This window comes from Kribbella sp. NBC_01510, assembly GCF_045040325.1.
GTDB lineage: Bacteria > Actinomycetota > Actinomycetes > Propionibacteriales > Kribbellaceae > Kribbella.
Window position 1 is genome coordinate 5984291 of sequence record NZ_CP109418.1, and the last position, 25185, is coordinate 6009475.

The 25185-nt window shown below is 68.5% G+C and carries 21 protein-coding genes; 14 read left to right on the plus strand and 7 right to left on the minus strand.

Annotated elements, in window-relative coordinates:
• The first annotated feature begins 16 nt into the window (after window positions 1-16).
• Window positions 17-463, plus strand: a complete 447-nt coding sequence (locus OG558_RS29755) for a hypothetical protein (protein ID WP_405065947.1) — start codon at window positions 17-19, stop codon at window positions 461-463.
• Window positions 464-594: 131 nt separating this feature from the next.
• Window positions 595-3108, plus strand: coding sequence for an ATP-binding protein (locus OG558_RS29760; protein WP_405065948.1), 2514 nt, complete (start codon window positions 595-597; stop codon window positions 3106-3108).
• A gap of 504 nt (window positions 3109-3612) precedes the next feature.
• On the opposite strand, the gene OG558_RS29765 is transcribed toward OG558_RS29760, so the two are convergent.
• Both OG558_RS29765 and OG558_RS29770 read right to left on the minus strand, forming a co-directional pair.
• Window positions 3613-5394, minus strand: coding sequence for an alpha/beta hydrolase (locus tag OG558_RS29765; RefSeq protein WP_405065949.1), 1782 nt, complete (start codon window positions 5392-5394; stop codon window positions 3613-3615).
• A 226-nt stretch (window positions 5395-5620) separates the two neighbouring features.
• Window positions 5621-6007 (minus strand): cupin domain-containing protein, encoded by a 387-nt coding sequence (locus OG558_RS29770; RefSeq protein ID WP_405065950.1) that lies wholly within the window; start codon window positions 6005-6007, stop codon window positions 5621-5623.
• A gap of 53 nt (window positions 6008-6060) precedes the next feature.
• On the opposite strand from OG558_RS29770, the gene OG558_RS29775 reads away from it, so the two are divergent.
• Window positions 6061-7032 (plus strand): GlxA family transcriptional regulator, encoded by a 972-nt coding sequence (locus OG558_RS29775; protein WP_405065951.1) that lies wholly within the window; start codon window positions 6061-6063, stop codon window positions 7030-7032.
• Here the strand turns inward: OG558_RS29775 and OG558_RS29780 are convergent.
• Window positions 7021-7626, minus strand: a complete 606-nt coding sequence (locus tag OG558_RS29780) for a GNAT family N-acetyltransferase (protein WP_405065952.1) — start codon at window positions 7624-7626, stop codon at window positions 7021-7023. The two genes, OG558_RS29775 and OG558_RS29780, sit on opposite strands and share 12 nt — an antisense overlap.
• Window positions 7627-7737: 111 nt before the next feature.
• Window positions 7738-8919: a DUF418 domain-containing protein gene (locus OG558_RS29785; protein WP_405065953.1), complete on the minus strand. Its 1182-nt coding sequence runs from the start codon at window positions 8917-8919 to the stop codon at window positions 7738-7740.
• 175 nt (window positions 8920-9094) lie between these two features.
• Between OG558_RS29785 and paaA the strand changes: the two genes are divergently transcribed.
• Genes paaA through paaE form a run of 5 tightly spaced genes read left to right on the plus strand, consistent with a single transcriptional unit; the run spans window position 9095 to window position 12643 of the window.
• Window positions 9095-10021 (plus strand): 1,2-phenylacetyl-CoA epoxidase subunit PaaA, encoded by a 927-nt coding sequence (gene paaA, locus OG558_RS29790; RefSeq protein ID WP_405065954.1) that lies wholly within the window; start codon window positions 9095-9097, stop codon window positions 10019-10021.
• A complete protein-coding gene (paaB, locus tag OG558_RS29795) occupies window positions 10018-10296 on the plus strand; it encodes a 1,2-phenylacetyl-CoA epoxidase subunit PaaB (protein WP_131351625.1) in 279 nt (92 codons plus the stop codon). The genes paaA and paaB overlap by 4 nt, the downstream gene beginning before the upstream one ends.
• Complete coding sequence (gene paaC / locus OG558_RS29800; RefSeq protein ID WP_405065955.1) at window positions 10293-11033, plus strand: 1,2-phenylacetyl-CoA epoxidase subunit PaaC; 741 nt, start codon at window positions 10293-10295, stop codon at window positions 11031-11033. Before paaB ends, paaC begins: the two co-directional genes overlap by 4 nt.
• On the plus strand, window positions 11027-11557 hold the full coding sequence (paaD, locus tag OG558_RS29805; RefSeq protein WP_405065956.1) for a 1,2-phenylacetyl-CoA epoxidase subunit PaaD: 531 nt from the start codon (window positions 11027-11029) through the stop codon (window positions 11555-11557). Before paaC ends, paaD begins: the two co-directional genes overlap by 7 nt.
• Window positions 11558-12643, plus strand: a complete 1086-nt coding sequence (gene paaE, locus OG558_RS29810; protein ID WP_329475927.1) for a 1,2-phenylacetyl-CoA epoxidase subunit PaaE — start codon at window positions 11558-11560, stop codon at window positions 12641-12643.
• A 46-nt stretch (window positions 12644-12689) separates the two neighbouring features.
• Here paaE and argG read toward each other — a convergent pair whose 3' ends face one another.
• Window positions 12690-14123 (minus strand): argininosuccinate synthase, encoded by a 1434-nt coding sequence (argG, locus tag OG558_RS29815; protein ID WP_405065957.1) that lies wholly within the window; start codon window positions 14121-14123, stop codon window positions 12690-12692.
• 125 nt (window positions 14124-14248) lie between these two features.
• Here argG and OG558_RS29820 point away from each other — a divergent pair, with 125 nt between their 5' ends.
• The 4 genes from OG558_RS29820 (at window position 14249) to OG558_RS29835 (ending at window position 19058) form a co-directional block, all read left to right on the plus strand.
• On the plus strand, window positions 14249-15037 hold the full coding sequence (locus tag OG558_RS29820; protein WP_405065958.1) for a metal-dependent hydrolase: 789 nt from the start codon (window positions 14249-14251) through the stop codon (window positions 15035-15037).
• 197 nt (window positions 15038-15234) lie between these two features.
• Window positions 15235-16149 carry a 4-hydroxy-tetrahydrodipicolinate synthase gene (gene dapA / locus OG558_RS29825; RefSeq protein ID WP_405065959.1) on the plus strand — a complete coding sequence of 305 codons (915 nt, stop codon included), beginning with the start codon at window positions 15235-15237 and terminating at the stop codon, window positions 16147-16149.
• On the plus strand, window positions 16146-17840 hold the full coding sequence (locus OG558_RS29830) for a ribonuclease J (RefSeq protein WP_329475932.1): 1695 nt from the start codon (window positions 16146-16148) through the stop codon (window positions 17838-17840). The genes dapA and OG558_RS29830 overlap by 4 nt, the downstream gene beginning before the upstream one ends.
• A 204-nt stretch (window positions 17841-18044) precedes the next feature.
• A complete protein-coding gene (locus OG558_RS29835) occupies window positions 18045-19058 on the plus strand; it encodes a LacI family DNA-binding transcriptional regulator (protein ID WP_405065960.1) in 1014 nt (337 codons plus the stop codon).
• On the opposite strand, the gene OG558_RS29840 is transcribed toward OG558_RS29835, so the two are convergent.
• A complete protein-coding gene (locus tag OG558_RS29840; protein ID WP_405065961.1) occupies window positions 19035-20120 on the minus strand; it encodes a fatty acid desaturase family protein in 1086 nt (361 codons plus the stop codon). The genes OG558_RS29835 and OG558_RS29840 overlap by 24 nt on opposite strands.
• 55 nt (window positions 20121-20175) lie before the next feature.
• The gene (locus OG558_RS29845) at window positions 20176-21255 is read right to left on the minus strand and encodes a fatty acid desaturase family protein (protein ID WP_405065962.1); all 1080 of its coding nucleotides are present in this window, start codon (window positions 21253-21255) and stop codon (window positions 20176-20178) included.
• Between the two features lie 218 nt (window positions 21256-21473).
• Here OG558_RS29845 and OG558_RS29850 point away from each other — a divergent pair, with 218 nt between their 5' ends.
• On the plus strand, window positions 21474-23000 hold the full coding sequence (locus tag OG558_RS29850; protein ID WP_405065963.1) for an alkaline phosphatase D family protein: 1527 nt from the start codon (window positions 21474-21476) through the stop codon (window positions 22998-23000).
• A 116-nt stretch (window positions 23001-23116) separates the two neighbouring features.
• Entirely contained in the window at window positions 23117-25174 is a 2058-nt protein-coding gene (locus tag OG558_RS29855; RefSeq protein ID WP_405065964.1) for a prolyl oligopeptidase family protein, read from the plus strand.
• The last annotated feature ends 11 nt before the right edge of the window (window positions 25175-25185 follow it).

A 25185-nucleotide genomic window follows, 5' to 3' on the forward strand; every position in this document is an offset into this window, starting at 1 on the left:
AAGAAATGACACTGAGGTGAGCGCGAAGCGTGCGGCGATCGTGATCGCGGTGGTGTTCGTCGCGTACGCCGTACTGCTCGGCTGGCGTGGGGTGTTGCTGATCGGGACCGGCGACCCGGTGGCGATCGGGCTCGGGATCGCGGTCCTGGTCATCCCGTTGCTCGGGATCTACCTGGTCTGGCGCGAACTGCAGTTCGGCCGCCGGACCGAAGCCCTCGCCGGCGAACTCGAGACGGACGGTGGCCTGCCGGTCGACGATCTGCCGCGCCGGCCGTCCGGACGGATCGACCGGGCCGCCGCGGACGCCGCGTTCCTGAAGTACAAGGAAGAGGCGGAAGCGGCGCCCGACGACTGGCGGGTGTGGTTCCGCCTGTCCACTGCGTACGACGCCGCGGGTGACCGGAAACGGGCCCGAGCGACGATGCGCACAGCGATCGCTCACCACGACCAAGCGGTGCGCTGAAGGCCGTTAGTTACCTGGGAGTTCGCTGTGAACGACAGGGCGGTAACTGACAACCAGGTGTGAAACGGGATACTTTCAAGACGTGCGTGGCAACCGCCACGTGCAGGTCGGAGACTGGGTGGAGCCGTCCTGTGCCATCAGACGGGTCTGGCCGCGGCTCGGACGACGTGCAGGGGGCAGGATTCGGCGGCCTGCTGCGCCGGCACCGGCTTGAGGCCGGGCTGTCGCAGGAGGGACTGGCGGAGCTGGCCGGCTTGAGTGTCGACGCGATCGCGGCTTTGGAGCGGGGACGTCGGCGCGCGCCGCGAGCACACACGCTGCGCCTGCTCGCGGACGCTCTGCGGCTAGAGGATCCGGACCGGTCACAGCTCACCGCGTCCGCGCGCCGGGAGACCGAGACCAGTCGGCCGCCGATGCGCCAGCCACCCGCCCCGCCGAACCAGCTGATCGGCCGCACCACCGAGCTCACCGCCACCAGACGCTTGCTCGGCCAGCGCATCACCCGCCTGCTGACCCTCACCGGGCCCGGTGGCGTGGGCAAGACCCGCCTGACCATGGCGCTGGCCAACGAACTCACCGACAGCTTCCAGGACGGCGTCTGCTGGGTGCCACTGGCCGCGCTGAGCGACCCGGCCGCCGTCGTACCGGCCGTCGCTGCCTCCACCGGCCTGCACCTGGTGGAGAGCACCCGGCTGGTCGAGGAGATCGCCGAGCAGATCGGCCGCAGCCACATGCTGCTGGTCTTCGACAACTGCTCGCACGTCGTCGCGACCGTCGGCCAGATCTGCGCCGCCCTCTTGGAGTACTGCCCGAACCTGTCGGTCCTCGCGTCCAGCCGCGAGCTCCTGCGTGTCCCCGGCGAGAGCGTGTACGTCGTACCTGCGCTGGCCCTGCCGCACGACGAGCATCAGCTGGAGTCGTCGGCCGCGGTCCGGTTGTTCGTGGAGCGCGCGATCGCCCGCGGCTACGATCCGGCCGGGCAGATCGACCAGGTCGCGCGCGTCGTCCGGCGGCTCGAGGGCATGCCGCTCGCGATCGAGCTGGCCGCGGCGCGGACCAACGTGATGACCATCGAGGAGCTGGCGAGCGAGCTGGAGACGTCGTTCGGCATCCTGGCCGGCGGCTCGCGGACGGCGTCGCCGCGGCAGCAGTCCATGTCCGGCGCGATCGAGTGGAGCCATGACCTGCTCACACCGGCGGAGCGGGACGTGTTCGCGCAGCTGTCGGTGTTCGTCGGCGGCTGGACGCTGAACGCGGCCGCGACCGTCATGTCGGGGAAGGCTTCACCAGGGCCGTTGGAGCGGGCCGAGGCGCTCGACCTCACCGGGCGGCTGGTGGACAAGTCGCTGATCCGGGTGACGCGGCGGCGCGGGATGGCGCGGTACTACATGCTCGCGGTGATTCGTGAGTTCGCCGCCGACCGGTTGGCGGGGGCCGGCTGGACGGAGGAGGCGGCCAGGCGGCACGCGCAGTACTACATCAGCCTCGCCGAGGAGGCCGAGGGCCACCTGCGCGGTCCGAACCAGGCCGACTGGCTCGAGCGGCTGGACGACGAGCTGGACAACCTCCGCTCCGCCATGGCGTGGGCCCTGCGGACGCGGTCGGTCAGCGAGGCGCTGCGGTTGTGCGGCGGCCTGTGGCTGTTCTGCTACCTGCGCGGGCACTACGCCGAGGGCAGCCAGTGGCTGGAACGTTCCCTGACTCTCGCGGACTCGGTGCCGGCCAAAGAGCTGGGCGGGCTGGCTCCTGCCTGCGCGAAGGCGAATCTGGGCGCGGGCATGCTTGCGTTCCTGCAGTGCGAGTACGAGCCCGCGACCGTCCGGCTGGAGACCGCCCTGGTGCAGTACAAGGAGCAGGACGACGCAGCCGGTACGGCGCTCGTCCTGCAGCGGCTCGGGGGAGTAGCCCGGGAGCGGGGCGACTACTCGGCCGCGGAGGACCTGCACTGCGAGAGTTTCGACCTCTTCGAGAGTCTCGGCGACCGGTCCGGGATGGCCTGGGCGCACAACCACCTGGGATTTGTGGCCTGGTTGCGCGGCGACCTCGAGGTGGGTGCGCGGCGGTGCCGGCGCGCACGGGACACCTTCCGGGTCATCCGTGACGGCGAGGGGCTGGCCTGGTCGCTGATCAGCCTCGGCGCCATCGCGCAGTACAGCGGTGAGCTGGTCGAGGCCGAGGACCTGCTGCAGGAGAGCCTGGCGTTGTCTCAGCGGCTCGGGTACCGCGAGGGTGTCGCCTGGTCGCTCAACCAGCTGGGCATCGTGGAACGACGCCGCGGCCTGACGGAGCGCGCAGTACACCTGCTGGACGAGAGCCTGGCCGAGCATCGCGATCTGGGTGATCGGTGGCGGTCGGCCAGTGTGCTCGAGGAGCTCGCGGCGGTCGCCCAGCAACGCGGCCGCGGCGACTACGCCGCGTTCCTGCTGGGTGCGGCGGATGGTGTCCGCGAGGTCATCGGCGCACCGGTGCCGGAGATCGAGAAGCCGGACTATCAGGCCACTCGGGCGGCGATCGAGGAGTCTCTGGAGCGGCGGGCCTTCCGGACCGCCTGGTCGGCCGGTCGGGCGGCCCCACTGGCCGCGGTCGCCGACGGCTACCCGCCACCGGCCTCGAGCCACAACCCGAATCACACCGGGCGGCTCTGACGCCGGGCAAACAAAACCGATCAGCAGTCCACCAGGGCTGCTGATCGGCGTAGGTCGGGTCTGGTGATCGAGCCCCCCGACCTTGTGCCTCGCGGAGCACCACGACCTGGGGGATCGACGGCACCCCGCGAGGGTTTTTGGGAGCGCGGGCGAATGACGCCGTGTGCGTGGCCCGGCCGGCTGTGTCTCTGTCTGACCCCCCAGGCAGTCCCCCCACCCCACAGCCGGCCGAAGCCACGTCGGCGATGGAGACCTGCCGTCGAGCCCTCCCGGTCGACGCCTGGTTCCTCCGCGCTGACTCAAGGTTGTCGAAATCACGCTCTGTCGCACAGGGACGTTACCCTGACATCGCCCTGACAAATTTGTCCTGACAACGAAAGCGTGGTCCGGATTTCGCCGACGGTGATCACGGTCTGTCCGAGCGTAGGGAAATCGGGCAGAAATTGACTGCGTTTTCCGTCCGCGCCGGACAATCCTTTCCTGCGATTCAAGCGTTCGCTCGGATCAGTGGAGATATCCCGAGACGGCTTTGGTGAATCCCGCGATCCGGCGCAGTGGCGCGCTCTCGGCGTACCCCTGCTCGCCGCTCTCCTCGAGCTCCGGTGCCGGGGCCGACGGGGCGGGGATGCCCTCGCCGGTGCAGCTGACGTCCTTGGCCGGCGCCTTCCCGGTGGTGAGGAAGGCGTTGACGATCTTGTCCGCGCACTTGTTCACGCCGCCGTACACGCCGTGGTCGCCCTCGCGGGTGACGGTGAGCAGGCGCGATCCGGCGTACCTGTTGTGGGCGGCGACGGCCAGCGAGTAGTTGGTCGCCGGATCGTGCACCGATTGCACCATCAGCGTTGTAGGTAGGCCTTTGCCGGTCGGCGTCGGCATGGTCAGGTTGGGGCGATCCCAGTAGAAGCAGGGGTTCTCGGTCATCGTCCAGCCGAGGAGTGGGTTCTTCGGACCGAGGCGGCCGGCCAACTGTTGGCCGTATTCGCGGCCTTGCGGCCAGGGCGTGTCATTGCAGGTGATCGCCGTGAAGGTCGCGCTCTCGCCGTCGTCCCCGATCATCCGGCCCAGCGGAGGGAGCCCGACGACGCCACGGTTGGCGCGCTGGACCAGTTCGTGCTGCCGGGCGGGCGACAATGCGTCCACCTGGCGTTGCGCGGCCCGGGCTCCGCCCTTTGTCTGGGCCGCGGAAAGGTCGCGGAGAAATGCCAGGTCGAGCGCCAGCGAATAGAAGTCGATTTTTGTATACAAATCCCCGGAAATGATCGAGTCCAGAGTGTTCTGGTCGTAGCCGACCTTGACCGAACCGTCCAGGAACTCCTCGACAGCCGGTTGCTTCTTCAGTGCCGCGCGTAGCCGCTCGTAGGTCCGGATGACGGCTCCGGGTGAGGTGCCCAGGTGCAGCTCACCGTCGTACTTCGCCGCCCAGGTCGCGAAGTCCTCGCGGAACCGGCGCTCGAACGCCGGCGGCTGCGCGACGAAGGTGTTGATCCAGGGCTGGGTGAAGTCGGTGTTCGAGTCCAGCACGAAGCGCCCGACGTGCTCGGGGAAGTAGGTCTGGTAGTACGCCCCGAGCCAGGTGCCGCCCGAGTAGCCGAGGTAGTCGATCGTGTCGAAGCCGAGCAGTCGCCGGATCAGGTCCATGTCCTGCACGGTCTGCGCGGTGGTCACGTACGGGAGCAGACCGCGCGACTGGCGGTCGCAGTACGGCTGCGTCATCGCCGACGCCTCGGCGATCAGGTCGAGGTTCCACGGATCCCGGTCGCGCGCGTCCATCGAGTAGCCGGGCGCGCCCTCGCAGGTCACGTCGGTGCTGTCACCGGTGCCCCGCGGGTCGAACCCGACCGCGAGGTGGTCCTTCGCGAGCGGTGCCTGGCTCGCCAGGTACGGCGCCATCCCGAGGCCGGCGCCACCCGGACCGCCAGGGTTCCCGAAGATGACCCGGCTCGGTTTGCCCTTGGCCGGTGCGACCTTGCTGACCGCGATCTGGATGTCGTTGCCGGAGTACTGGTTCGCCCAGTCGCGCGGTGCCGTGATCTTGGCGCAGTACGTGCGCAGCTCTTTGTCGCCGCACTGAGTCCACACCGGTCTCTGCTTCAAGTACTTGTTGGCCACCGGATGCGCCCGGTCGACCACCGTCGCGGTTTGCATCGAGGCGGTCGCACCAGACTCCGGCACGACGAGAACAACAGCAGCGGACAGCCCGAGGGCTGCCCCGATCATCACCCGCCTACTGCGCGGCGCTCGATGGGCGCCTCGGCGCACTGGCGAGAAGGTCACGATGCTCCGCATCGAAACCTCCTCTCCAGCACGCCGATGCACTCCATCGAGCACCTGCTCGCGACGGCGGGTGATGATCGGAGCAGCCCTAGACCCACGGCCAGGGTGAGGTACTTCATGCAGACTCCAGCGGATGCCTTGCGTAATCGGACCGTCGCAATCTGTCATGCCCGCCGACGCCGGTCGAGCACCACCCCCGGCCGGTCGCCAATCCGCCGGATGCTATGGGCGGTGGTGGTCAGATCTCGAGGCCGGTGTGGGTGGAGATGTGGTCCGGGAGAGGGTCGTGGTGGTCGCCGGTGGTGGGGATGCCGGCGGGTTCGATGACGACGATGGAGGCGCCGGCGTCGGAGAAGGGGCGGTGGTAGATGCCGCGGGGGACGACGAAGACCTGGCCGGGGGAGAGGGTGACGACGCGTTCGTCCGGGTCGCGGACGGCGATGCTCAGGTCGCCGTCGAGGACCAGGAAGAACTCGTCGGTGCTGTCGTGCACGTGCCAGATGTACGAGCCCGCCACCTTGGTGACGCGGACGTCGTAGTCGTTGATCCGCGCGGCGATCCGCGGGCTCCAGAGGTCGTCGAAGGTCTTCAGGACAGCGTGCAGATCAACTGGTTCGTGGCTCATGTGGCCCAGTCTTCCCGGATGCGCCGGAGATGAGTGAGTGCTAGAAATGGCAGATGCCGAAAGAATCCTCGCACCACGTCGCCGTGATCGTGGACCACGGTTCGAACCCGTTCGAGCTCGGCGTCGCCACCGAGCTGTTCGGCCTGCGCCGGCCCGAGCTGGACCGGGACTGGTACCAGCTCAGCCTCTGTACGCCGGAGCCCGAGATCCGCATGCATTCCGGCTTCTTCACGCTGACCGGGGTCGCCGGCCTCGATCAGGCGGATCGCGCCGACACGGTGATCGTGCCGAATCGTCCCGATCCCGAGGTGCCACCGTCGGACGTCGTACTGGACGTCGTACGGCGGGCCGCGCGGCGGGGAGCGCGGTTGGTGAGTTTCTGCACAGGGTCGTTCACGCTGGCCGCGGCCGGGGTGCTGGACGGACGCCGGGCTACGACACATTGGCGATGGGCTGACACCTTCCGGCGGTCGTATCCGCAGGTGGAGTTGCTGCCGGACGTCCTGTTCGTTGACGACGGCAACGTTCTGACCGCGGCCGGCAGTGCGGCGGCGCTCGACCTCGGCCTGCATCTGATCCGCCGCGACCACGGCGCCGAGATCGCGAACGCGGTGAGCCGGCGGTTGGTGTTCACGGCGCATCGCGACGGCGGTCAGCGCCAGTTCATCGACCAGCCGGTGCCGGTGGTCGCGGACACCTCACTGGCGCCGCTGCTCGAGTGGGCGCGGGAGCGGCTCGGCAGTCCGCTGACGGTCGCGGACATCGCGACGTACGCCGCGGTCAGTCAAGCGACCCTGCATCGCCGGTTCCAGGCCGAGCTGGGTACGACGCCACTCGCCTGGCTGACCGGTGAGCGGGTGGCCTTCGCCTGCCGGCTGCTCGAACGCGGCGAGGTCAGGCTGGAGACGATCGCGAGGATCTGCGGCCTCGGTACGGCGGCCAACCTCAGGATCCAGCTGAAACGCACCACCGGCCTGACGCCCAGCGACTATCGCCGGCGCTTCGCGCTGCGGTCAGTCAGCTGAACCCGGGTCGGTGTGGAGGCGGATCTGCTTGATGCGCACCGACTCATCGCCGTACAGGTCGAGTTCACGATGCGCGCCGTCGGGGGCCCAGCCGGCCTCGGTGTAGAAGGCGCGGAGGACGTCGTCGGTGGAGTTGACCCACACCGTCACGCGGCTGAACCCGTCGGCGCGGATGGTGTCGACGACCGCGTTCAGCAGCCGCGAACCATGTCCGGCGCGGGTGGCCTCCGGCTTGACCGCGAGTTCGGCGATCAACGCGTCCCGGCGCGGGTCGGCGTCCGGGTCGTCGGACGGCGTGATCGCGGCGAAGCCGACCAAGGTGCGGCCGGCCAGCGCGACCATCACCCGGTTGCGCGCCTCGCCCGGCGCGAGCAACGCGGCCCGCCACTGCGCCGCGAACTGCGCCGGGTTGAGATCGGCGAGGACATCCATCGGCAGCAGACCGGCGTACGCCGTCCGCCACGCGGCGACCTGGATCTCGCCGATCTCGTTCGCCTCGGCCGGAAGCGCCAGCCGCACACTCGTCTCGGCCACCGGGCTCTCACCGGAGAGGTCCGACAGGTTGGCGGGTTCCGGCACGCCGAAGTCACTCATACCCGCCATCCTCCCAAACCCGCCTCCGCCTCCCGCCGCTGGGAGACGACCTTGAGCACCCACCAACCAAAATCCGCCGCGGAAGGTGGTTGGTGGATGCTCAAGGTGGGGTCAGTAGACGAGGCGGCGGAGGAGGGTTTCGGCGGGACCGCGGTAGGAACGCTTGCTCATCGCGTACGCGCCGGCCACCGACGCCACCCACACACCGATGGCGATCAGGGCCGCGGTGTACGCCGTACTCCCGAAGCGAAGGTCCAACGTGAAGGGTGCCAGCAGCACCATCCACGAGACCGACTGGAACAGATAGCCGGACAGCGATCGCTGACCCAGGGCCGAGACCGCGCAGACCGGCAGCGACGGCGTGGTGATGCGCGAGACCAGCAGACCGAACAAGGCGATGTAGCCGGGTCCACCGAACATCCCGCTGACGTGGGACAGATAGCTCAGCGAGTCGACCGCGGTCTCGTCGACGTGCAACCAGCCGGCACCGACCAGGGCGAGCGGCAGACCGCCCAGGATCGTGATCCCCAGGCCGACAGCGGCGACCCAGGACAGCAGCTTGCGGTGTGCACCCGGGTTCTCCAGGATCTGCCGGCGGGCGGCCCAGATGCCCAGCCAGACGACCATGATGAAGCCGACCACGCTCGCGGTGTGCAGTGGGTACTCGTGCAGCCGATCGATCACGCTGGCGCCGTACGACGGGGCAGCGAGCGACGGATTCGGGTCGTTGGTGAGCGGGTGTGCAGGCCCCGAGCTGTTGACGGCGGTGAGTGCCTGGGCGGCGATGACCAGGACGTAGACGGTCTCCAAGGCCCAGATGCCGAGGATGATCCGGTGGAACTTGTCGCCGCGGTTGAGCAGGAACAGCGTGCAGATGATGCCGACAATGCCGTAGGCGCCGAGGAAGTCCCCGAAGTACAGCAGGGTCGCGTGGACCAGGCCGAAGGCGATCAGCCAGCCGTTGCGCTTGAGCAGAATCCGCCGGACCGCGCCGGGGGTCGCGCCGGCGGAGCGCTGCCGCCGGGCCAGCTGGACCAGGCCGTAGCCGAACATCACCGCGAACACCGGGTAGGCCCGGGCGTCCACGAAGGTGAGCTTGACGAAGTTCAGCACGCGCTCGAGGCCGTGCGGTGAGCCTTCGACGCCGGGCTGGCCGGCGAAGGCGAAGTTGGCGCTGTTGGCCAGGCCGATCAGCAGCAGCATCGCACCGCGGATCAGGTCGGGTGCGAGCGCACGTTCCGTACCGGTGACCGGTCCGCGATGATCGACGGCCGGGAGGGTCTGCGTGGTCACGGGGAGTCCTTTCCAAAACTGTATAAGCCTTGAACTGAATACTCCCGGTGCGCCTGGCGCGGACCCAGCGCACTGCCACCACTTCACGGGGTGGACCTACCACCACCCCGTCCGACTTTGTGACACTTGTTGTTGGTTTGGAGAAAAAGTGTCACATCTCGGCTATGCTGCCGGTATGGACAGCTTCCAGGCGACCATCGACGCCGACGGCCGGATCGAGCCGCGGGACGCGATGCCGGCGGGGTACCGCAAGACCCTGATCCGGCAGATCGCGCAGCACGCGCACTCCGAGATCATCGGCATGCAGCCGGAAGGCAACTGGATCAGCCGCGCGCCGTCGCTGCGCCGCAAGGCGATCCTGATGGCGAAGGTGCAGGACGAGGCCGGCCACGGGCTCTACCTGTACGCCGCGGCCGAGACGCTCGGCGTGGATCGCGCGGACCTGCTCGACCTGCTGCACAGCGGGAAGCAGAAGTACTCCAGCATCTTCAACTACCCGACCCTGACCTGGGCCGACATCGGCGCGATCGGCTGGCTGGTCGACGGCGCCGCAATCGTCAACCAGGTCCCGCTCTGCCGCTGCTCCTACGGGCCGTACGCGCGGGCGATGGTCCGGGTCTGCAAGGAGGAGTCGTTCCACCAGCGGCAGGGGTTCGAAATCCTGTACACGCTGTGCAACGGCACCCAGGCGCAGAAGGCGATGGCCCAGGACGCCCTCGACCGCTGGTGGTGGCCGTCGCTGATGATGTTCGGTCCGCCCGACTCCGCGTCCACGCACTCGGAGCAGTCGATGGCGTGGGGGATCAAACGGCACAGCAACGACGAGCTCCGTCAGCGCTTCGTCGACATGACCGTCCCGCAGGCCGACGTCCTCGGACTGCGCGTGCCCGACGACGGCCTGTCGTACGACGAGGAGTCCGGGCACTACCGCTTCACCGAGCCGGACTACACCGAGTTGTACGACGTGGTGAAGGGCAACGGCCCGTGCAACAAGCAGCGGCTCGCGCATCGGGTCAAGGCGCACGAAGACGGTGCGTGGGTCCGTGAGGCCGCGGCCGTTTATGCGGCGAAGCAGGCCGCTCGCAAGGAGAGTGCAGCATGATCGAGCCTCTGTGGGAGGTGTTCGTGCGGTCCCGTCGTGGTCTGTCGCACACGCACGTCGGCAGCCTGCACGCGCCGGACGCGACCATGGCGCTGCGGAACGCGCGTGACGTCTACACCCGCCGTCAGGAAGGCGTGTCGATCTGGGTGGTTCGGGCCGCGGACATCACCGCGTCCAGCCCGGACGAGAAGGACGAGTTCTTCGACCCGGCCGGCGACAAGGTCTACCGGCACCCGACCTTCTACCAGGTCCCGGAAGGCGTCGAGCACCTGTGAACGACCTGTTCGTGTACACGCTCCGCCTCGGCGACGACGCGCTGATCTCCGCGCAGCGCACCGCCGAGTGGATCGCGGCCGCCCCGCAGCTCGAGGAGGACGTTGCCCTCGGCAACATCGGGCTGGACCAGCTGGGCCAGGCGCGGTCGCTGCTGCAGTACGCCGGGTCACTCGAAGGAGCCGGCCGGTCGGAGGACGATCTCGCCTACTTCCGGGACGAGCGCGACTTCCTCAACCTGCAGCTGTGCGAGCTGCCGACCGGTGACTTCGCCCACACGATGGCACAGTTGCTGTACTTCGCGACCTATCAGCATCTCTTGTACGACGAGCTCCAGACGTCCGCCGACGAGACGCTGTCCGGCGTTGCCGGCAAAGCAGTCAAAGAGGTCGCCTACCACGTCGACCACGCGACCCAGTGGGTGCTGCGCCTCGGCGACGGCACCGACGAGAGCCATAGCCGCATGCAGGCCGCTCTGGAAGCGGTCTGGCCCTACACCGCCGAGATGTTCGAGTCCGACGACCTGGTACGACGTCTCGCGGTCGCAGTGGACCCGTCGACCCTGCAGGACGAGTGGACGCGTCGAGTGATGGCAGTGATCGACGAATCCACGTGCAGCCGGCCAGAGGCGTCGTACCAGCACAGTGGTGGCCGTCAGGGGCGTCACACCGAGCACCTGGGGTATCTGCTCGCGGAGTTGCAGCATGTGGCTCGCTCGCACCCGGGGGCGACATGGTGACCGACAAGCCCGTTGCGTCCGAAGATGTGAGGGCGATAGGCCACACTTCTTCGGACGCAAGGATCTGGGAAGCGGTCGGTGAGGTGCTGGACCCAGAGGTGCCGGTGCTGACGATTGCGGACCTCGGTGTGTTGCGCGGGGTGCGGCACGAAGGCGATGAGGTCGTCGTGACGATCACACCGACGTACTCCGGCTGTCCGGCGATGGATCTGATCCGGCACGAGGTCGAGCTGACACTGCAAGCTCTGCACGTCGACGGGCGGGTCGAGACCGTCCTGTCGCCGGCATGGACGACGGAGTGGATGAGTGAGGCCGGCAAGGCCAAGCTGACCGAGTACGGCATCGCCCCACCAACTGGTCGTCGCGCCGTTGGTGGGCCCGTCCTTCTGTCGTTGACGATTCGGTGCCCGTTGTGCGGGTCGCCCGACACCACAGAGCTCAGCCGCTTCGGCTCGACCTCCTGCAAGTCCCTCTGGCGCTGTAACGCGTGCCGGGAGCCTTTCGACCACTTCAAGGCGATCTAGATGACGACGACAGTGGCCCGGCGCCGGGCGGTCTTTCACCCGTTGAAGGTGGCCGCGATCGAGGCCATCACGGACGACTCGGTGGCGATCACGTTCACGGTGCCGGCCGACCTGGTGGGGGAGTACGAGTTCACCGCGGGCCAGCACCTGACGATCCGTCGTGCCGGGGACGAGGTACGGCGGAGCTACTCGATCTGCTCGCCCGCCGGGTCGGGCGTCCTGCGGATCGGTGTGAAACGGATCCCTGGCGGCGAGTTCTCGGCGTACGCGGCGCATGAGCTGAAGGTCGGCGACGAGCTGGAGGTCATGACCCCGCTCGGCCGGTTCGGTACGACGCTCGACCCGGCGAACGTGAAGCACTACGCGTTCGTTGCCGCGGGCAGCGGGATCACGCCGGTGCTGTCGCTGGTCGCGACGATCCTCGCTACCGAGCCAGGCGCACGCGTGACGCTGCTCTACGGCAATCGGACCGCCGGGTCGGTGATGTTCGCCGACGAGCTGGCCGATCTGAAGGACCGATACGCCGAGCGGCTCCACCTGGTGCACGTGTTGTCGCGGGAGTCGACCGAGGTCGAGCTGTTCAGTGGACGGATCGACGCGGAGCGGCTGCGGCGGATGTTCGCGACGATCCTGCCGTTGGACAGTGTGGACGAGTGGTTCCTGTGCGGGCCGTACGCGATGGTCGTCGGTGCGCAGGAGTTGCTGCTGGGGGAGGGCGTGGCGCGTGAGCACGTGCATGCCGAGCTCTTCCATGTCGGCGACGAGGCCCCGACGGCTCCGGTCGAGGAGACGGTCGTGGACGAGGACGCCGCCGAGGTGACCGTCATCCTCGACGGTCGCCGTTCGACCTTCTCGCTCGGCGAGCACTCGAAGGCCGTCCTCGACGCGACGCTGGCGGTTCGCTCCGACGCCCCGTTCGCCTGCAAGGGCGGCGTGTGCGGCACGTGTCGCGCGAAGGTGCTCGACGGCTCGGTCCGGATGGACACGAACTGGGCGCTCGAACCCGACGAGATCCGGGCCGGCTATGTGCTGACGTGCCAGTCGCACCCGACCACGCCCAAGGTGACGCTGGACTACGACGCCTGACAGCGACCGGCCTCCCCTGAAGGCCGGTCGCTGGGTTCAGGGCGGATCAGTCCGTGCCGGACTCCATCGCGGCCCGGTCGAGGAGCTCGTCCTCCTCGGTGGCCTCGCCGCGGGACGCGATCGCATCGGCGCCGCCGGTCGGCATCGCGCCGATCAGGTCGGTGGAGGACGCGAGCGCCGGGTTATGGCTGCCGAACATGCCCAGGCCGGCGTACTGCTCGAGCTTGGCGCGGGAGTCGGCGATGTCCAGGTTGCGCATGGTCAGCTGGCCGATCCGGTCGACCGGGCCGAACGCGGAGTCCTCGACCCGCTCCATCGACAACTTGTCCGGGTGGTAGCTGAGCGCCGGACCGGTGGTGTCGAGGATCGAGTAGTCCTCGCCCCGCCGCAGCCGCAGCGTGACCTCACCGGTCACCGCCGTACCGACCCAGCGCTGCAGGGACTCCCGCAGCATCAGCGACTGCGGGTCCAGCCAGCGGCCTTCGTACATCAGCCGGCCGAGCTTCCGGCCCTCGTTGTGGTAGCTGGCCAGCGTGTCCTCGTTGTGGATCGCGTTGACGAGCCGCTCGTACGCCGCGTGCAGCAGCGCCATCCCCGGCGCCTCGTAGATCCCGCGGCTCTTGGCCTCGATGACCCGGTTCTCGATCTGGTCCGACATGCCCAGCCCGTGCCGGCCGCCGATCGCGTTCGCCTCCAGCACCAGGTCGACCCCGGAGCCGAACTCCTTGCCGTTGATCGTCACCGGCCGGCCCTGCTCGAACGCGATCGTGACGTCCTCGGCCGGGACCTCGACGGCCGGATCCCAGTGCGCGACGCCCATGATCGGGTCGACGGTCTCGACGCCCGTGTCGAGATGCTCCAGCGTCTTCGCCTCGTGGGTGGCGCCCCAGATGTTGGCGTCGGTGGAGTAGGCCTTCTCGGTGCTGTCCCGGTACGGCAGGCCGTGGGTGACCAGCCACTCGGACATCTCCTTGCGGCCGCCGAGCTCGGAGACGAAGTCCGCGTCGAGCCACGGCTTGTAGATCCGCAGGTGCGGGTTGGCCAGCAGGCCGTACCGGTAGAACCGCTCGATGTCGTTGCCCTTGAAGGTCGACCCGTCGCCCCAGATCTGGACGTCGTCGTCGAGCATCGCCCGGACCAGCAGCGTGCCGGTCACGGCCCGCCCGATCGGGGTGGTGTTGAAGTACGTCCGCCCGCCGGACCGGATGTGGAACGCACCGCAAGCCAGTGCGGCCAGCCCCTCCTCGACCAGCGCCGCCCGGCAGTCGACCAGGCGGGTGATCGCGGCGCCGTACGCCGTGGCTCGTCCCGGGACGGACGCGATGTCGGGCTCGTCGTACTGACCGAGATCGGCGGTGTACGTGCAGGGCACCGCCCCCCTGTCGCGCATCCACGCGACCGCGACCGACGTGTCGAGACCACCCGAGAACGCGATCCCGACCCGCTCACCAACCGGCAATGACGTAAGCACCTTGGACACAGGAAAAGTATGCACCCCTCTGCATGATTATGCAAAACGACGGCGCCGGGCGAGCCTCCCTGGAGGACCGGACCACGGTTGAAAGGATGAGCCGTTCCAGGGTGAGGGGAGTGTGAGGCACGGTGATGGGGCGGTCGCATGCCTTGTCGGGGTGGTGCGCCGGGCTGGTGGTGGCGCCGCTGATCGGGCTGATGTCGGTGGCCGAGGTGGTGCCGTTCGCCGCCGCGACAGCCGGCTACGCACTGCTGCCTGACCTCGATCACCCGGGCGCGAGCGCTTCCCGGCTGCTCGGACCGATCACCCGGCTGATGTCCGGTCTCATCCGCGCCTTCTCCGGCGTCCTCTACGACCTCACCAAGGGTCCACGCGACGAGGACAGTACGGGGAGGCATCGCCATGCCACCCACACACTGGCCGCCGCGATCCTGCTCGGCGTACTCACGGCCGGCCTCGGCGACCGGGGTAAGTGGGCGGTCCTCGCTGTCGCCGTCACCGGTCTGGTGCTGGCCGCCGACGTACTCGGCGACTGGATCGTCCTCGCGGTCCTCGGCGCCTCGGCCTGGTCGGTCTTCGGTACGGCGCTGCCCGGTACGACGACGGCCGACGCCGTACAGGCCGGATTGTCGGAGATCGGCGGCTGGATCGGGATGGCGGTCGGCCTCGGCATGTTCGTCCACTGTCTCGGTGACAGTCTCACTCGCTCCGGCTGCCCGTGGCTCTGGCCGCTGCCGATCCGCGGCGAGACCTGGTACGAGATCCGGCTCCCGCGTCTCCTCCGCTTCAGCACCGGTAGCTGGGTCGAGCGCCTGGTGATCGCGCCGCTCCTGCTGGCGGCCGGCGTACTGCTGCTTCCTGGCGGACTGCGGGCGGTCCAGCACGTTTTCGACGCAACCTCGATCTGGCTGGCGCGCTGAAATGATCGACGCTGCGGAGCGGTTCTGCTACGGAAAGTACTCGCAGAAGTTTTTCCGGATTTTTTTCGTGGAAGCTGTAACGACTGCCGGGGCAGGCCCGATAGGACGAGTGAGCCTGGTGGCTGCCCGGACCCCCGAGCGGACAGCCATCAGGCCTACTCATTTCTCCGAGGCTGCGGAGCGGTAATCTGAGCCCCATGTCCTCGCCAGCTTCCTCCGCCACGCCAGCGCCGCCTTTCGGCCGCCTGACGACGGCGATGATCACCCCGTTCCGGCCTGATGGCGCGCTCGATCTCGACGCCGCGCAGAAGGTCGCGACCTATTTGGTGGACCGCGGTAACGATGCCCTCATCATCAACGGGACCACAGGCGAGGCGCCGACCACCTCGGACCAGGAGAAGGTCCAGCTGGTGCAGGCGGTGCTGGCGGCGGTCGGGGACCGCGCCAAGGTGATCGCCGGTGTCGGGACGAACAACACCGCGCACACGATCGAGTGCGCGAAGCAGGCCGAGGCCGCCGGAGCCGATGCGCTCCTCGTCGTCACGCCGTACTACAACAAGCCTCCGCAGGACGGGCTGCGCGCGCACTTCACCGCGGTCGCCGACGCCACCGGCCTGCCGAACATCCTGTACGACATCCCCGGCCGGGCCGGCGTGGAGATCAAGAGCGAGACTCTGATCGCGCTCGCCGAGCACCCGCGGATCGTCGCGGTGAAGGACGCCAAGGGCGACCTCGCCGGGACCACCAAGGTGCTGGCGAACACCGATCTGTTCTACTACTGCGGTGCCGACGAGCTGAATCTCGCCTCGCTGGCGATCGGCGCGGTCGGCATCGCCAGTGTCGTCGCGCACGTCGCGAGCCCGGAGTACCGGCAACTGATCGACGCCGTGGTGGCCGGCGACCTCGCCACCGCACAGGAGATCGACCGACGGCTGGTGCCCGCCGTCGAGACGATCATGACCAGGACCCAGGGCGCCATCATGGTGAAGGCCGCGCTCAAGCTGGCCGGCGTCATCGAGCACGCGACACTCCGGTTGCCGCTGGTTGAGGCGACCGCCGAACAAGTGGACTGGCTCACCACCGACCTCAAGACGGTAGGACTGATTGCATGAGCCATCCTCATCCAGATCTCGACGCGCCCGGACCACTCGCTCCGGGCGCTTTGCGGGTGATCCCGCTCGGCGGCCTCGGCGAGGTCGGCCGCAACATGACGGTGTTCGAGTACGACGGCAAGCTGCTGATCGTGGACTGCGGCGTACTGTTCCCCGACGAGAACCAGCCCGGCGTGGACCTGATCCTGCCGGACTTCCAGCCGATCCGGGACCGCCTCGACGACGTCGTCGCGGTGGTCCTGACGCACGGCCACGAGGACCACATCGGCGGGTTGCCCTACCTGCTGCGTGAGCGGGGCGACATCCCCGTGATCGGCTCGCAGCTCACGCTCGCGCTGCTCGAGGGCAAGCTGAAGGAGCACCGGCACCGCAACGTGCCGCAGCAGACCGTGGTCGAGGGCGAGAAGCTTCAGATCGGGCCGTTCGTCTGCGAGTTCGTCGCGGTCAACCACTCGATCCCGGACGCGCTCGCGGTGGCGATCAAGACGCCGGCCGGCACAGTGCTGCACACCGGCGACTTCAAGATGGACCAGTTGCCGCTGGACAACCGGCTCACCGACCTGCGCGCGTTCGCCCGGCTCGGCGAGGAGGGCGTCGACCTGTTCATGGTCGACTCCACCAACTCCGAGGTGCCCGGCTTCACCACCAACGAGCGCGACATCGCTCCGGTGCTGGACCGGGTCTTCACCAACGCGAGGAACCAGCGCATCATCGTCGCCTGCTTCGCCTCGCACGTGCACCGGGTGCAGCAGGTGATGGACGCCGCGGTGAAGCACCGCCGCAAGGTCGCGTACGTCGGCCGCTCGATGGTCCGCAACATGGGTGTGGCCCGTGATCTCGGCTTCCTGACGGTGCCCGGCGACACGCTGATCGACATGCGCGAGCTGGACAACTACCCGCCGGAGCAGGTCGTGCTGGTGTCGACCGGTTCGCAGGGTGAGCCGATGTCGGCGCTGTCCCGGATCGCGGCCAACGACCATCACGTCGTCCAGATCCAGCCGGGCGACACCGTCGTACTCGCTTCGTCCTTGATCCCGGGCAACGAGAACTCGGTGTACCGGGTGATCAACGGGCTGACCCGGCACGGGGCGAACGTGATCCACAAGGGCAACGCGCTCGTGCACGTCTCCGGACACGCCAGCGCGGGCGAACTGCTGTACTGCTACAACATCGTCAAGCCGCGCAACGTGATGCCCGTGCACGGCGAGATCCGGCACCTGCACGCGAACGCGGAGCTGGCCGTCCAGACCGGCGTACCGGCCAAGAACGTGGTCGTCGTCGAGGACGGTGTGGTGGTCGACCTGATCGACCGGCAGGCCGTGGTGGCCGGCAAGGTGGACTGCGGGTACGTGTTCGTCGACGGCTCGACCGTCGGCGACATCACCGAGACCTCGCTGAAGGATCGCCGGATTCTCGGCGACGAGGGTTTCATCTCGGTCATCGCCGTGATGGACTCTGTCACCGGCAAACTGACCGCCGGGCCGGAGATCCAGGCACGCGGGTTCGCCGAGGACGACACCGTCTTCGACGACCTCAAGCCGAAGATCGAGGCGGAGATCGAGAAGGCGATCGGCAGCGGCGTGGACGACATGTACCAGCTGCAGCAGGTGATCCGCCGGGTGGTCGGCAAGTGGGTCAGCGACACCCACCGCCGCCGCCCGATGATCATCCCGGTCGTCGTGGAGAGCTAAGTGCCTCGTGCGCTCTGTAACTTGACGCTAGCGGCGCCCAGGCACGCACCTCACGGCACTGGGGAAACACCCACGATGCTCGGCATCGAGGGCACTTCTCCAGCACCGCGATGCACGCACCTGGACACCGCTATCGTTCAAGCTACAGAGCGCACGAGGCACTGAGACACAGGGGAGAGTGGGCCGGCGATGAGCATTAGCGGGGTGAACGGGACGGGCCAGCGCCGGCCCACGATGAAGGAGGTCGCGGCCCGGGCGGGGGTCGCGCTGAAGACCGTCTCCCGGGTGGTGAACGAGGAGCCGAACGTCAGCCCGGAGCTGACCGCCAAGGTCCAGGCCGCGATCAAGGAGCTCAACTACACCCCGAACGAGAGCGCCCGGATGCTGCGCCGCGGCAAGACCGGGACGATCGCGGTGGTGATCCGCGACATCGGCGACCCGTTCTTCGCCTCGCTCGGCCGCGCGGTCGAGCTGTGGGCCCGGTCGTCGGGCTCGGTCGTGATGATCGGGCTCACCGACGAGGACCCGGAGCGCGAGCGGGAGGTCTGCCTGGAGTTCGTCGCCCGCCGGCCGGACGCGCTGATCATGGCGCCGATCGGGGAGACCCAGGACTACCTCGCGCCGCACGTCGACGCCGGGATGGCCGTGGTCACGATCGACCGGCCGGCCCACGGGATCGAGGCCGACGCCGTACTCGCGGACAACGCCGGCGGGATCGACCAGGCGATCGACCACCTGGTCCGGCAGGGGCACCGGCGGATCGCGTACCTCGGTGACGACGAGCGGATCTTCACCGCCCGCGAGCGCGTGGTCGCCTACCGGGCCGCGATGGCCCGGCACCGCATCGACGTGGACGAGGACCTGGTCCACCTGTCCGAGCCGACCACCGAGGGCATCGGCATCACGCTGTCCGCCGTACTGGATCGTCCGGAGCCGGCGACGGCGTTGCTGTCGGCAAACAACATGACCACCGCCGAGGTCCTCCGCGGTCTCGCGGGCCGGCGGGATCGGGTCGCGCTGGTCTCCTTCGACGACCTCGCCCTCGGCGACCTGCTCAGCCCCGGCCTGACCGCGGTCGCGCAGTCGGCCGACGTGATGGCCCGGACGGCGATCCAGCTGATGACCGAGCGTCTCCCGGAGCCGCATCGCCCCGGCCGGACGGTCCGCGTGCCGGTGAAGCTCACCATCCGCGGATCAGGCGAGATCCCGCCGGCCTGAGCGCAGCTCCGCCGCCAGTGGGCACTGGAACGGGTCCCGGGCGTGCAGGCCGACATTGTTGAGGTAGTCGACGACGATCTTGTACGACGTGAACAGGCCGACCTCGGTGTATTTCACGCCGTGCAGAACGCAGTACTCGCGGACGATCGGCTGCACCTGCCGGAGCGTCGGCCGGGGCATGCTCGGGAACAGGTGGTGCTCGATCTGGTAGTTCAGGCCGCCCATCGCGAAGTCGACCAGGACGCCACCGCGGATGTTGCGTGACATCAGCACCTGGCGGCGGAGGAAGTCGAGCCGCATGCCGGCCGGTACGAGCGGCATGCCCTTGTGGTTCGGCGCGAACGCGGCACCGAGGCAGACGCCGAACACCGCGAGCTGCAGGCCGAGGAAGGCACTGGCTTTCCCGGCCGGCAGCAGCAGATAGAGCGCGGCTACATAGCCGGCGAGCCTCGTGACCACGACCGCGGCGTCGATGCGTTCCAGCCGGCTCGCGTCCCGGCGCAGCAGGTGCCGCAGGCTCGACGCGTGCAGGCCGAGCCCTTCCAGCGTCAGCAGTGGAAAGAAGAGCCAGCCCTGGCGCGCGGCGAACCACTGACCGAGTCGTCCGCGCTTCGCGACCGCATCCGGGGTGAAGGCGATGGCCTCGAGCTGGACGTCGGGATCCTTGTCGACCTGGTTCGGCGCGTGGTGGTGCCTGGAATGCTTCGTCCGCCACCAGGTCACACTCATGCCGGCGATCGCGCCCGCGAGGATGCGTGCCGTCCAGTCGTTGCGAGCCGCGGAGTCGAAGACCTGCCGATGCGCGCTGTCATGGCTGAGGAACGCGACCTGCACGAGGACGAGTGCGAGCGCAACGGCCAGCACCAGCTGGAACCAGGAGTCGCCGAGCAGGACCACGCCGACGGCGACGGCCACCAACGCCGTCAGGACCACGCTGATCCGGGTGAGGTAGTAGCCCTGGCGCCGCCGCAGCAGGCCGAGCTCCCGCACAGTCTGGAGGAGATCCGTGTACAGGCTGACGTACCGCTGCTGGGCGCCCACGCCGTCATCATCAAGAATCATCGTGACGCCAGGCGTGCGGAGAGGTGGACCGGTCAGGTCGGCTGGGCAAAGTGCATCAGTTCCGGTTCTGCGCGACGAGTGGGCACTGGAACGGGTCGCGCGCCCGCAGCCCGACGTTGTTCAGGTAGTCGACAACGATCTTGTACGACGCGAAGAAGCCGACCTCGGTGTACTTCACCTCATGCAGGGCGCAGTACTCGCGGACGATCGGCCGGACCGCCTTGAGCGTCGGCCGGGGCATGCTCGGGAACAGGTGGTGCTCGATCTGGTAGTTCAGGCCGCCCATGGCGAAGTCGACCATCACCCCGCCGCGGACGTTGCGGGACATCAGCACCTGGCGCCGCAGGAAGTCCAGCTTCATGGTCCTCGGCACCAGGGGCATGCCCTTGTGGTTCGGGGCGAACGAACCGCCGAGGCAGACCCCGAAGACGGCGAGCTGCAAGCCGAGGAACGCGCCGGCCTTGCCGATCGGCAGCAGGATGAACAGCACGGCCAGATAGGCGCCGATCCGGCCCACCACGATCGCGGCCTCGATGCGCTCGACCGAGGTCGCTCCCCGGCGCAACAGGTGGCGGATGCTCGAGACGTAGAGGCTCAAGCCTTCCAGGGTCAGCAACGGGAAGAACAGCCAGCCTTGGCGGCGGGTCAGCCACGCCTGGAAGCCGCTGCGCTTGGCAACGTGCTCGGGGGTGAACGCGACGACCCCGATCGCGATGTCCGGATCCTTTCCCAGTTGGTTCGGCGCCCCATGGTGACGGCTGTGCTTCGACCGCCACCACGCGGCGCTCATCCCGACCAGTCCACCGGCCAGCAGGCGAGCGGTCCAGTCGTTCCAGGCGGCGGAGTCGAAGATCTGCCGGTGCGCGCTGTCGTGGCTGAGAAAGGCGACCTGCGTCAGCACCAGCGCCAGGGCACCCGCCATCAGGAGCTGGAACCAGGAGTTGCCGAGCAGGCCGACACCGACCCAGACCGCCGCGAAGGCGGCCAGCACCAGGCCGATCCGGGTGAAGTAGTACCCGCGCCGCCGCTTGAGTAGTCCGAGCTCGCGGACGGTCGTCAGGAGGTCGGTGTAGAGGTTCGTGTACCGCTGCTGAGGCCGTGGCGGATCATGTTCGTCCGCGACAAGCTGTGACATGGAAATGCCCCGCTCCGGAGTGCATCGGTCGATGCGCTACCGGGTCCAGGGCAGCGGGTACGAGAAGGTGGCTGGTACCCCCAACGGAACCACGCCCAGTAGCCACAAGCAAGCCGGCGTCCGGTGACCGCGGCCGGCTGTCCGGCGCTGCCGGTGATTTGGCGTCCAGTTCGCCCGGCCGTCATCTGACTGTCATCAGCGGAGCGCATTTTCGGCTCATGAACTTGAGCCGCCGCCAGCTCCTGGCCGCATCCACCGTCGCCGGCGCCACCCTCGCAGTACCAGGGGTTGCGACCGCGGTCCCCGCTGTCATTCGCCGTGATCGACCCGCCCTGCCATCCGGCATCGCCAGCGCCGACGTGACCCCGCAGTCGGCCGTCGTCTGGTCCCGCACGGACCGCCCCGGCCGGCTGGTCGTCCAGCTGACCAGCAACGGTCGCTTCGACAAGTCGATCCGGCTGCGCGGTCCGGTCACCAGTGCCGCCGACGACTTCACCGCGCGGCTTCCGCTGCGTGGCCTGCGTCCCGGCCAGCGCTACGACTACCGGATCGGCTTCGAGGACGCCCATGGCCGCGTCGGCGAGACCCTCGACGGTTCGTTCAGTACGCCGGGCCGCAACCGGCCGGTGTCCTTCGTGTTCACCGGCGACACCGCGGGTCAGGGCTACGGCATCAATCCGGACCTCGGCGGCATGATCGCGTACAAGGCCATGCACGACACCCGCCCTGACTTCTTCCTGCACTCCGGCGACAACATCTACGCCGACGGCCCGATCGCGGCCGAGCTGAAAGTTGCCGACGGCACCATCTGGAAGAACCTGGTGACCGACGAGGTCGCCAAGGTCGCTGAGACCCTGGCCGAGTACCGCGGCCGGTACAAGTACAACCTGCTCGACCACAACGTCCGCGACCTGTACGCCGACGTGCCGCTGGTCGCGCAGTGGGACGACCACGAGACGCTGAACAACTGGTACCCGGGGGAGATCCTCACCGACGACCGCTACACCGAGAAGCGCGTCGACGTCCTCGCGTCCCGGGCGAAGAAGGCCTTCCTCGAGTACCTGCCAATGGAGCACGTCGCGGGCCGGGACCGGATCTACCGCAAGGTCGGCTACGGCCCGCTGCTCGATGTCTTCTGCCTGGACATGCGGACCTACCGCGGCGCCAACCCGACGCCCGCCACCGCCGGCCCGGTCGCGATGCTCGGTGCCGAGCAGGCCGCCTGGCTGGTCCGCGAGGTGGCCGCGTCGAAGGCGACCTGGAAGGTGATCGCCAGCGACATGCCGCTCGGCCTGCTGGTCCCGGACGGCGACCTGATCGAGGCCGTCGCCAACGGCGTCGCCGGTGCGCCGGGTGGTCGCGAGCACGAGATCGCCTGGGTGCTGAGCCAGTTCAAGAAGCGCAAGGTCCGCAACGCGATCTGGCTGACCGCCGACGTGCACTACGCGGCCGCCCATCACTACGACCCGTCCCGTGCGGCGTTCACCGACTTCGACCCGTTCTGGGAGATCGTGGCCGGCCCGATCAACGCCGGTACGTTCGGGCCGAACGCGCTGGACGACACATTCGGCCCGCAGGTCGTGTTCTCGAAGGCCGCGGACTTCGCGAGCCAGTCACCGGCGAGCGGTAACCAGTTCTTCGGCCACACCACGATCGACCCACGCACCGGAGTCCTCACGGTCTCGTTGCGCAACCTGTTCGGCACGGTCCTCTGGACCAAGGACATCACCCCGGCCCACCACTGAGGGGCCCGTCGTACTCACCTGGCTCCGGCGCCTGCGCGGGATGCCGCCCACCGGAGCAGGTGAGTACGACGCTCATCCGCGGCTGAAGGTTGTCCTGTCCGGTTAGGTTTGTCCGCATGAGCTATCCGGAGAGCCGCCGCGACGATGTGGTCGACACGCTGCATGGGCAGGAGATCGCCGACCCGTACCGCTGGCTGGAAGACCCTGACGCACCCGACACCCGGGACTGGGTCCGCAGGCAGAACGAGTTCACCCAGGCCGAGCTCTCCGGCTATCCGGAGCGCGAGTGGTTCCAGACCACCATGGCGGCGGTCCTGGCGCGCCCACGCGCCGGCGTGCCGGCGAAGAAGGCCGGCTGGTACCTCGTCGGCCGCAACGACGGCACGCAGGCCCAGGATGTCGTGTACGTCGCCGAGTCCCTCGACGCGCTGCTCGCCGGCGGCCGGGTCCTGATCGACCCCAACACGCTGTCTGCCGACGGCACTGACTCGCTGGGCTCGTTCACTGTGAGTCCGGACGGCAAGTACCTCGCGTACGGCGTCAACGAGAGCGGCAGCGACTGGACGACGTTCCGGCTGCTCGACATCGCCACCGGCACGCCTGTGGACGACGTGGTCACGGGGGCGAAGTTCTGCGAAGCCACGTGGCTCCCCGACAGTTCGGCGTACCTCTATCTGCACTACCCGGCGAGTGGTCGCAGTGAGGGGACCGAAACGAAGACGCTCACCGGTGGGCGTCTGATGCTGCACAAGGTCGGCACGCCGCAGTCGGATGACGAGCTCGTGCTGAGCTTCCCGGACCAGGACCGCTACTTCATCACGCCGGAGGTGTCGGAGGACGATCGCTACCTCGTCGTCCACATCACCGAGGGCACCGACCCCGGAGCTCGGCTCTGGGTCTTTCCGATCACGTCCGACGGTTTCGGCGAGCCGGTGAAGGTGGTGGACTCCTTCGCCGATGAGATCGCGTTCGTGCGGATGTCCGGCGACCAGCTGGTATTGCGGACCGATCGTGACGCCTCCCGTGGTCGTGTCGTGCTCGCTTCGCTGGACGGTGAGTTCGTCGACCTGATCCCGGAAGGCGAGGCCACACTGCAGGCGGTTCGCGGCACTGCCGCCGGACTGGCCACCCTGACGCTGGTCGACGCACAACCGGCGTTGACGCTCTTCGCGCTCGACGGGTCCGATGCGCGGGCCATCGACGTACCGGGCGGGGGAGTGGTGGGCTTCGATGCCAGCCCCGAGTACGACGAGCTCTTCATCGGCCTGTCGACCACAACCGATCCCACGGTGTCGTACGTCGTCTCGACGTCGTCGGGCGTCGTCCGTGCGTTGCCGGAGCTCGTCCGTGGCTCAGGTGGATTCACGTCCCCGTCGGTCACCGTGACGCGACGCGTCGAGCCGGGCCGCGAGGTGCCGTACTTCCTGATCACTCGCTCCGACCTGGACACATCAGCCCCACGCCCGACGCTGCTCTACGGGTACGGCGGCTTCCGCATCCCGATCCTGGCCGACTACAAGCCGGGCTGGCCGGCATGGCTCGCGGCCGGCGGAGTGCTGGTGATCGCGAACCTGCGGGGCGGCGGTGAGTACGGCAGCGACTGGCACGACGCGGGACGGCTCAAGAACAAGCAGAACGTCTTCGACGACTTCATCGCGGTCGCCGAGCACCTGCGGGACACCGGGGTGACCACGCCTGCGCAGCTCGCGATCCACGGTCGCAGCAACGGCGGTCTGCTCGTGGGAGCGGCCATGACACAGCGACCGGACCTGTTCGCGGTCGCGCTGCCCGGTGTGGGCGTCATGGACATGTTGCGGTTCCACTTGTTCACAGTGGGCGCAGCGTGGGCCTCTGACTTCGGCCATCCGGACGATGCGTCGGAGTTCGAGGATTTGCTGGCTTACTCACCACTGCATCAGTTGCGCGACGGGACGTCGTACCCGGCGACGCTCGTGGTCACGGGCGATCACGACGACCGGGTGGTGCCGTTGCACAGTCACAAGTTCATCGCCGAGCTGCAGCATGCTCAGTCCGGTCCGGGACCGGTCTTGACCCGCGTCGAGGTCAACACCGGTCACGGCTTCGGGAAACCCGCCGCCATGGTCGCGGCGGAATGGGCGGACCTACTGGCGTTCGCTGCTCACCATGTAGGCCTTGTACCTCCTGAGCAGTAGGAGGGGCCGGC

Excerpts from the sequence above, each read along its gene's own strand:
- OG558_RS29765 (WP_405065949.1), bottom strand. The coding sequence starts at position 5,394 with ATGCGGAGCATCGTGACCTTCTCGCCAGTGCGCCGAGGCGCCCATCGA.
- OG558_RS29770 (WP_405065950.1), bottom strand. The coding sequence starts at position 6,007 with ATGAGCCACGAACCAGTTGATCTGCACGCTGTCCTGAAGACCTTCGAC.
- OG558_RS29775 (WP_405065951.1), top strand. The coding sequence starts at position 6,061 with ATGCCGAAAGAATCCTCGCACCACGTCGCCGTGATCGTGGACCACGGT.
- OG558_RS29780 (WP_405065952.1), bottom strand. The coding sequence starts at position 7,626 with ATGAGTGACTTCGGCGTGCCGGAACCCGCCAACCTGTCGGACCTCTCC.
- paaA (WP_405065954.1), top strand. The coding sequence starts at position 9,095 with ATGGACAGCTTCCAGGCGACCATCGACGCCGACGGCCGGATCGAGCCG.
- paaB (WP_131351625.1), top strand. The coding sequence starts at position 10,018 with ATGATCGAGCCTCTGTGGGAGGTGTTCGTGCGGTCCCGTCGTGGTCTG.
- paaD (WP_405065956.1), top strand. The coding sequence starts at position 11,027 with ATGGTGACCGACAAGCCCGTTGCGTCCGAAGATGTGAGGGCGATAGGC.
- paaE (WP_329475927.1), top strand. The coding sequence starts at position 11,558 with ATGACGACGACAGTGGCCCGGCGCCGGGCGGTCTTTCACCCGTTGAAG.
- OG558_RS29820 (WP_405065958.1), top strand. The coding sequence starts at position 14,249 with ATGGGGCGGTCGCATGCCTTGTCGGGGTGGTGCGCCGGGCTGGTGGTG.
- dapA (WP_405065959.1), top strand. The coding sequence starts at position 15,235 with ATGTCCTCGCCAGCTTCCTCCGCCACGCCAGCGCCGCCTTTCGGCCGC.
- OG558_RS29830 (WP_329475932.1), top strand. The coding sequence starts at position 16,146 with ATGAGCCATCCTCATCCAGATCTCGACGCGCCCGGACCACTCGCTCCG.
- OG558_RS29840 (WP_405065961.1), bottom strand. The coding sequence starts at position 20,120 with ATGATTCTTGATGATGACGGCGTGGGCGCCCAGCAGCGGTACGTCAGC.
- OG558_RS29845 (WP_405065962.1), bottom strand. The coding sequence starts at position 21,255 with ATGTCACAGCTTGTCGCGGACGAACATGATCCGCCACGGCCTCAGCAG.
- OG558_RS29850 (WP_405065963.1), top strand. The coding sequence starts at position 21,474 with ATGAACTTGAGCCGCCGCCAGCTCCTGGCCGCATCCACCGTCGCCGGC.
- OG558_RS29855 (WP_405065964.1), top strand. The coding sequence starts at position 23,117 with ATGAGCTATCCGGAGAGCCGCCGCGACGATGTGGTCGACACGCTGCAT.